The following is a 684-nucleotide window of genomic DNA, read 5'->3' as shown; positions in this document are numbered from 1 at the left end:
AATGGATTGGGAGAACTGGATTCCTTGTTAGGATTATTTTCAGGAGATAACCCTGCTGTAAAATCTAAGCTTGACGGTCTGTTTGGTGTGTTTAACGCCTTATCGGGCAACAACAAAGAGGTTGAGCGTATCAGCTACCAAAAGCAGCTGGATGATTTTAAGTTCGAGACACGCTACAATACCTTGGAAGAAAAGTATGAGCGCTTACGCAACGAAAATGCAGAACTACGTGCCGAAAAAGACCGCTACCAAAGCGAAAACAGGGAACTGAAAACCGATAAGACAGACCTTGAAAGCCGTCTTGCCGGATATGCTCCCAATGAAGTGATGAAGCGAGTTGCCACAGGTGCATTGGTAGGTATTGGTTCACGCTTGCTTACCAACAGTCCCAAAACAGCAGAATTATTAGGGCTATCAGCCGAAGAACTCAAAGGAGCTTTGGGAATGCTTGATGATACCGAGGAAGAATCAACTCAGCTCCCTGAAACTAATGTTGAGATTACCGACATCGGTACAGCCAACACACCCGAAGACCGTAAGAAAGCTGAGATTATCAAAAAGCTATCCGATGCCCTAATGACATGGGAATTACAAGATGTAGCCAAGATTGCAAACATCGTTGGCTTATGCCTTGACAAAGCGGAGCTGATTAATAAAACCCTCCTGTTCCTGAACCAAGCCGTG

1 protein-coding gene is annotated in these 684 nt (G+C 44.9%); it reads left to right on the top strand.

Features of this window, described 5'->3' with window-relative positions; all coding sequences use genetic code 11:
• On the top strand, positions 1-684 hold a 684-nt coding region (locus KEM10_RS23920; protein ID WP_212220961.1), incomplete at both ends, for a hypothetical protein.

The organism is Carboxylicivirga linearis, from assembly GCF_018271995.1.
GTDB lineage: Bacteria > Bacteroidota > Bacteroidia > Bacteroidales > Marinilabiliaceae > Carboxylicivirga > Carboxylicivirga linearis.
Note: the sequence above shows the minus strand (reverse complement) of the source record. Positions and strands in the feature narration are given on the sequence as shown.